Genomic DNA, 7,091 nt, shown 5'->3' on the forward strand with positions numbered 1-7,091 from the left:
AAGCTTGCGATTTGCTCGTGTACCATCGTGTGACGAGTAACGGTCGTTTTGAATTGCTCGTATTGTTCTCGGGTAGGGGCTTCACCATAAAGAAGGATGTAACATACTTCTAAGTAATCTGCGTTATTGGCTAATTGATCAATCGGGAAACCGCGGTGCAAAAGAATACCTTTGCCGCCATCGATGTACGTGATTGATGATTCACAAGATGCAGTGGCAAGAAAACCTGGGTCAAAAGTAAAGTAACCATTGGCTCCCAGCTTACGAACGTCAATTACAGGTGTACCTAGCGTACCGTCCATAATTGGCAGTTCGATTGGCGCTTGACCTTCAACATGAAGGGTCGCTTTCTTATCCGCCATAACAATCTCCTTTGTTTATTATTTAATCCGTCCAGGATGTTTATGTGCCATTTTTGTACTGTTGTTAAAGCTTAAAGTCAATTTTTCTCCATCTTTGTGTGCACTTGTTATGATTTTTCTCATGAAAATCGTTAAAAATCTGTTCTATGTAGCATAATTTGTTACACCAATTGTATTAGAATGTTGCTCGCCGTATATTGGCAAAGAAAATTTTAGTTAAATCCTTATAAATTCGGGGCTAGAAACAAAGAGTGAGGTTTGTTGCTGGATTCCGTTTGTTAACAAAGCGTTTACAATTATCTGGGTTGTTACTCGCGATATTTGTTAAATAGATGTTAACTTTTGTACGTTTGGAAGCTGAAATTGGTTATAACAATAAATGCTCAATGGAGCTGAGTGAGCAAGCCCGTGAAAGAAAGAAAGTCAAGACCTGTTAATTTAGATTTACAGACCATCCACTTTCCTATCACAGCAATCGCATCCATCCTACACCGTGTGTCTGGGGTAATTACGTTTGTTGCGGTGGGTATATTACTGTGGTTACTATCCATTTCTCTGTCATCCCCAATGGGTTTTATGGAAGCCGCTGACATCGTCGATAGTTTCTTCGTAAAATTCATCCTGTGGGGAATTCTTACTGCACTTGCCTACCACATCGCAGGTGGTATCCGTCACTTATTGATGGATCTAGGTCACTTTGAAGAACTAGATTCAGGCACGATGAGCGCTAAAGTCGCGTTTGGTGCAACAGCAGTATTATCATTATTGGCGGGGATCTTGGTATGGTAAAACACGTATCTTCATTTGGTCGTAATGGTGTACACGATTTCCTACTAATTCGTGCAACTGCAATCATTATGACGCTATACACGATTTATCTGATTAGCTTCTGTGCATTTTCAGATATCTCTTACGCATCTTGGACCCAATTCTTTGGTGGTACCTTCACTAAAGTATTCACCATGTTGGCACTTGTCTCGATCCTGATTCACGCATGGGTTGGTTTGTGGCAGGTATTAACTGATTACATTAAGTGCGCGAAACTACGTGGCGCACTACAACTTGGTGTTATTGCCGTGCTATTCGGCTATGTCTTCTCTGGTCTATTTATTCTGTGGGGTGCGTAAGTGTCTATTCCAGTTCGTGAGTTTGATGCCGTAGTAATCGGCGCTGGTGGTGCAGGTATGCGCGCTGCACTACAAATTTCAGAACAAGGCCTATCATGTGCTTTGTTGTCAAAAGTATTTCCAACACGTTCTCATACTGTGTCTGCACAGGGTGGCATTACTGTTGCTCTGGGTAACTCGCACAAAGACGATTGGCAATGGCACATGTACGATACCGTTAAAGGTTCCGACTACATCGGTGACCAGAACGCGATTGAATACATGTGTAAAAATGGTCCTGAGTCAGTTATCGAGCTTGAAAAAATGGGTCTGCCATTCTCTCGTTTTGATAATGGTACCATCTACCAACGTCCATTCGGTGGTCAATCTAAAGAGTTTGGTGGTGAGCAGGCTGCTCGTACAGCCGCTGCAGCAGACCGTACTGGTCACGCACTTCTTCACACGCTTTACCAGCAAAACGTAAAACACAAAACAACCATCTTCTCGGAGTGGTACGCTTTGGATCTTGTGAAAAACCAAGACGGCGCAATCATGGGTTGTACTGCGATTTGTATGGAAACGGGTGAAATCTGTTACTTCAAATCAAAAGCAACCATTCTAGCTACAGGTGGTGCAGGTCGTATTTACGCATCGACCACTAACGCGCACATCAACACGGGTGATGGCGTTGGTATGGCACTTCGCGCAGGCGTTCCAATGCAAGACATGGAAATGTGGCAGTTCCACCCAACAGGTATTGCTGGCGCGGGTGTTCTAGTGACGGAAGGTTGTCGTGGTGAAGGTGGTTACCTTCTAAATAAAGATGGTGAACGCTTCATGGAGCGCTACGCACCAAACGCGAAAGACCTTGCTGGTCGTGACGTGGTTGCTCGTTCAATGATGATTGAAATCCGTGAAGGCCGCGGCTGTGATGGTCCTTGGGGTCCACATATCAAGTTGAAACTTGATCACCTTGGTAAAGAAGTACTTGAATCACGTCTACCAGGTATCTGTGAACTGTCTCGTACATTTGCACACGTTGACCCTGTGAAAGAGCCAATTCCAGTAATTCCAACTTGTCACTACATGATGGGTGGTGTACCTACTCAAGTCTCTGGCCAAGCAATTAAGCAGAAGGCCGACGGTAGCGAGATGGAAGTACAAGGCCTTTACGCATGTGGTGAGATTGCTTCTGTATCGGTACACGGTGCTAACCGTCTGGGCGGCAACTCATTACTAGACTTGGTCGTATTTGGTCGTGCTACTGGCTTGCACCTTGGCGAAACGCTAGCAGCGCAAGCAGAAGCTCGTCCTGCAACAGAATCTGATATTGAAGCGTCTCTAGCGCGTACTATGCGTTGGGAAAACAGCACTGGTGGTGAAGATCCAGTTCAGATTCGTAAAGACCTACAAGCATGCATGCAAAACAGCTTCTCGGTATTCCGTGAAGGCGATGCGATGGCAACCGGTCTAGAAGAGTTGAAAGTGATTCGCGAACGTTTGAAAGATGCGCATCTAGCGGACAAGTCTTCAGAGTTCAACACGCAGCGTATCGAGTGTCTAGAACTTGATAACCTGATGGAAACCGCGTTTTCAACTGCCGTTGCAGCGAACTACCGTACAGAGAGTCGTGGCGCACATGCTCGTTTCGATTTCCCTGAGCGTGATGATGAGAACTGGCTATGCCACTCTATCTACAATCCGGAAACAGAAGCGATGACTAAGCGTGATGTGAACATGACGCCAACGCATCGTGAAGCTTTCCCGCCGAAAGTACGTACATACTAAAGGGAGGATACGACTATGAAATTAAACTTCTCTTTATACCGTTACAATCCGGATGTGGATACCAAGCCTTACATGAAAGAGTATACCCTTGAGGTAGACGAAGGCTCAGACATGATGGTGCTTGATGCATTGATTCTGCTAAAAGAGCAAGATCCAAGCATCGCGTTCCGTCGCTCATGCCGTGAAGGGGTATGTGGTTCTGATGGTTTGAATATGAATGGTAAAAACGGCCTAGCGTGTATCACACCGTTATCTGCTCTACAAGGCGATAAGATAGTTATTCGTCCACTACCAGGGTTACCTGTCGTGCGCGATCTTATCGTTGACATGACGCAGTTCTATGATAACTATGCGAAAGTTAAACCATTCTTGATTGATGATGGTGCATTACCACCATCACGTGAGAACCTACAATCGCCTGATGATCGTGCGCATTTAGATGGATTGTACGAATGTATCATGTGTGCATGTTGTACAACGTCTTGCCCATCATTCTGGTGGAACCCTGATAAATTCATCGGCCCAGCTGGTCTTCTCGCAGCGTACCGTTGGCTAATTGATAGCCGCGATACGGCAACAGATGAACGTTTGTCTGATCTTGATGATGCATTTAGCGTTTTTCGTTGCCATGGCATCATGAATTGTGTAAGTGTTTGTCCTAAGGGATTAAATCCGACGAAAGCCATCGGTCACATTAAGTCGATGTTGGTTAATCGTTCGGTTTAATTTACTCGCTCTTAGGAATGTCGCAGTGTTGCGGATCACCCGATATGACCGCTTCACTGCTTCAGTAATATTCGAGTAAAGAATACAAAAATTGCCGACCGTATTTTTAGTCGGCTCTTATAGCTCGGCAAAGACCGAAGCAAACGTGAAAACTACTGGTTAAGGGAAAATATGCACAACGGCGTGATGAAGGCATGGCTCGAGTCTTCACACTTGGCTGGCGCCAATGCAACGTATGTAGAGGACCTCTACGAACTGTATCTAAGTGATCCCGATCTGGTAAGTGAGGAGTGGAAACGTGTTTTTGAAGGCTTGCCTAAGCCATCAGAAGAAGTGGCAGAACAACCACATTCACGTGTCCGTGACTACTTCCGACGACTCGCTAGAGAAACAAAGCATTACAATGTCCAAGTTAGTGACCCAGATGTCGATGCAAAACAAGTAAAAGTTCTACAGCTAATCAACGCATACCGTTTCCGCGGGCATGAAGCTGCAGAATTAGACCCACTAGGTCTATGGCAACGCCCAACAGTGGCGGAGTTAGACCCTGCTTTTCATAATCTTACCGAAGATGACTTCGAAGAAACTTTCAACGTAGGTTCTTTTGCTGTTGGGCAAGAAACCATGAAGTTGAAAGATATCTATGAAGCCCTCAACAAAACTTATTGCGGTTCCATCGGTGCTGAATACATGCACATGACTGACACAGAGCAAAAGCGTTGGATTCAGCAACGCCTTGAGTCTGTCGTAGGCCAGCCATCATTCAACAAAGATGAGAAGCGCACATTCCTAGAAGAGCTAACAGCCGCTGAAGGTTTGGAGCGTTACCTCGGGGCGAAATTCCCAGGTGCAAAACGTTTCTCTTTAGAAGGTGGTGATGCGCTGATTCCGATGACGAAAGAGTTGATCCGTCATGCGGGTACAAGTGGAATGCGTGAAGTGGTTATCGGTATGGCTCACCGCGGTCGTTTGAACATGCTGGTGAACGTACTTGGTAAGAAACCTCAAGACCTGTTTGATGAGTTCGCAGGTAAACACGACGAAACTTGGGGTACGGGTGATGTGAAATATCACCAAGGTTTCTCTGCTGATTTTGCGACTCCAGGCGGTGATGTTCACTTAGCACTTGCATTTAACCCATCGCACCTAGAAATCGTAAACCCGGTAGTCATGGGCTCAGTTCGAGCACGTCAAGACCGCTTGGGTGATAATCAAGGTAGCAAAGTGCTTCCTATCACCATCCACGGTGATTCAGCAATCGCTGGTCAGGGTGTGGTTGCCGAAACTTTCAACATGTCTCTTGCTCGTGGGTTCCAAGTTGGTGGTACGGTACGTATCGTCATCAACAACCAAGTAGGCTTTACGACGTCTAATCCTCGTGACACGCGTTCTACGATGTACTGTACCGACATCGCGAAGATGGTGCAGGCGCCAATTTTCCATGTAAATGCAGATGACCCTGAAGCAGTTGCTTTTGTTACTCGCATTGCATTGGATTACCGTAACGAGTTCAAGCGCGATGTCGTGATCGATCTTGTATGTTACCGTCGCCACGGTCACAATGAGGCGGATGAGCCAAATGCGACTCAGCCTTTGATGTACCAGAAAATCAAAAAGCATCCTACACCACGCAAATTGTATGCAGATGTTCTGATCGACAAAAATGAGTCAGATATCGAGACAGCGACTCAGTTAGTCAATGAGTATCGCGATGCATTGGATCGCGGTGAAGTGGTTGTTAAAGAATGGCGTCCAATGGCGTTGCACTCTGTAGACTGGTCCCCTTACTTAGGGCACGAATGGGATATGGAGTGGGATTCAAAATACGACAAGACACGCCTTATTGAGCTAGGCAATCGTCTGTGTCAGTACCCAGAAAGCCATAAACTGCAAAGCCGTGTTAATAAGCTATACAACGATCGTCTAGCAATGATGACCGGTGAAAAAGCTATTGACTGGGGTATGGCTGAAACATTGGCGTATGCTACATTGGTTGACGATGGCAAGCGTATTCGTCTTTCTGGTCAGGACTCGGGTCGTGGTACTTTCTTCCACCGTCACTCGGTTCTTCATAACCAAACCGATGCAAGCACTTACATTCCATTAGCGAATATTCATGACAACCAAGGGCCATTCCAAGTCTTTGACTCAGTATTGTCAGAAGAAGCTGTGTTGGCGTTTGAATACGGTTACGCAACAGCCGAACCAGGTGGTTTAACTATCTGGGAAGCACAGTTTGGTGATTTTGCCAACGGTGCACAAGTTGTTATCGACCAGTTTATCTCGTCAGGCGAGCAAAAGTGGGCGCGTTTGTGCGGTCTTACTATGCTTCTACCTCATGGTTATGAAGGTCAAGGTCCTGAGCACTCATCTGCACGTTTAGAGCGTTACCTTCAGCTTTGTGCTGAGCAAAATATGCAGGTTGTGGTTCCTTCAACACCGGCTCAGGTGTACCACATGATTCGTCGTCAGGTTGTACGCCCAATGCGTCGACCTCTCATTGTTATGTCGCCGAAATCTTTGCTGCGCCACCCTCTATGTACTTCAACGATTGAAGACTTGGCGGATGGTACATTCCAATCTGCAATTCCAGAAGTAGATGATTTAGAACCAAGCAAAGTGAAACGTGTCGTGTTCTGTGCTGGTAAGGTTTACTTTGACCTACTAGAGCAGCGCCGTAACAACGAGCAAGACGATGTTGCTATCGTGCGTATTGAACAGCTTTACCCATTCCCAATGGAAGAAGTACAAGCAGCAATTGCTCAATACACTAACGTTGAAGACTTCGTGTGGTGTCAGGAAGAACCTCAGAACCAAGGTGCTTGGTACTGTAGCCAACATAACTTCCGTGCCGCTATTCCTGCAGGTGCAAATCTTAAATACGCAGGTCGCCCAGCTTCTGCTTCGCCAGCAGTTGGCTACATGTCGGTGCACTTGAAACAACAAAAAGCGTTGGTTGAAGACGCTCTGAACGTGAACTCAAAAACTTCGAATTAAGAATTAGAAGTTAAAGGAAGAAACAGATATGACAATTGAAATTCTGGTTCCAGATTTACCTGAATCAGTTGCTGATGCAACCGTAGCGACATGGCACAAACAACCAGGCGAC

At 45.8% G+C, this 7,091-nt stretch carries 6 protein-coding genes; 5 read left to right on the top strand and 1 reads right to left on the bottom strand.

Going from position 1 to position 7,091, the window contains the following annotated elements:
• Positions 1-362, bottom strand: a 362-nt coding sequence (locus tag R7O12_RS23305) for a citrate/2-methylcitrate synthase (protein ID WP_318074806.1), incomplete at its 3' end; no start/stop codon positions are given.
• A 396-nt stretch (positions 363-758) separates the two neighbouring features.
• Here R7O12_RS23305 and sdhC point away from each other — a divergent pair.
• From sdhC to sucA, 5 genes are all read left to right on the top strand, one after another.
• Positions 759-1,151 carry a succinate dehydrogenase cytochrome b556 subunit gene (gene sdhC, locus R7O12_RS23310; protein ID WP_017634811.1) on the top strand — a complete coding sequence of 131 codons (393 nt, stop codon included), beginning with the start codon at positions 759-761 and terminating at the stop codon, positions 1,149-1,151.
• Positions 1,145-1,489 (top strand): succinate dehydrogenase, hydrophobic membrane anchor protein, encoded by a 345-nt coding sequence (sdhD, locus tag R7O12_RS23315; protein ID WP_005382169.1) that lies wholly within the window; start codon positions 1,145-1,147, stop codon positions 1,487-1,489. Before sdhC ends, sdhD begins: the two co-directional genes overlap by 7 nt.
• Positions 1,490-3,256, top strand: a complete 1,767-nt coding sequence (sdhA, locus tag R7O12_RS23320; protein ID WP_005382172.1) for a succinate dehydrogenase flavoprotein subunit — start codon at positions 1,490-1,492, stop codon at positions 3,254-3,256.
• Positions 3,257-3,271: 15 nt separating this feature from the next.
• Positions 3,272-3,982 carry a succinate dehydrogenase iron-sulfur subunit gene (locus tag R7O12_RS23325; RefSeq protein WP_005382174.1) on the top strand — a complete coding sequence of 237 codons (711 nt, stop codon included), beginning with the start codon at positions 3,272-3,274 and terminating at the stop codon, positions 3,980-3,982.
• Between the two features lie 171 nt (positions 3,983-4,153).
• Entirely contained in the window at positions 4,154-6,979 is a 2,826-nt protein-coding gene (sucA, locus tag R7O12_RS23330; protein WP_005382176.1) for a 2-oxoglutarate dehydrogenase E1 component, read from the top strand.
• Positions 6,980-7,091: the final 112 nt, after the last annotated feature.

Source organism: Vibrio sp. Vb1574 (assembly GCF_033338675.1).

Excerpts from the sequence above, each read along its gene's own strand:
- sucA (WP_005382176.1), top strand. The coding sequence starts at position 4,154 with ATGCACAACGGCGTGATGAAGGCATGGCTCGAGTCTTCACACTTGGCT.
- sdhD (WP_005382169.1), top strand. The coding sequence starts at position 1,145 with ATGGTAAAACACGTATCTTCATTTGGTCGTAATGGTGTACACGATTTC.
- R7O12_RS23325 (WP_005382174.1), top strand. The coding sequence starts at position 3,272 with ATGAAATTAAACTTCTCTTTATACCGTTACAATCCGGATGTGGATACC.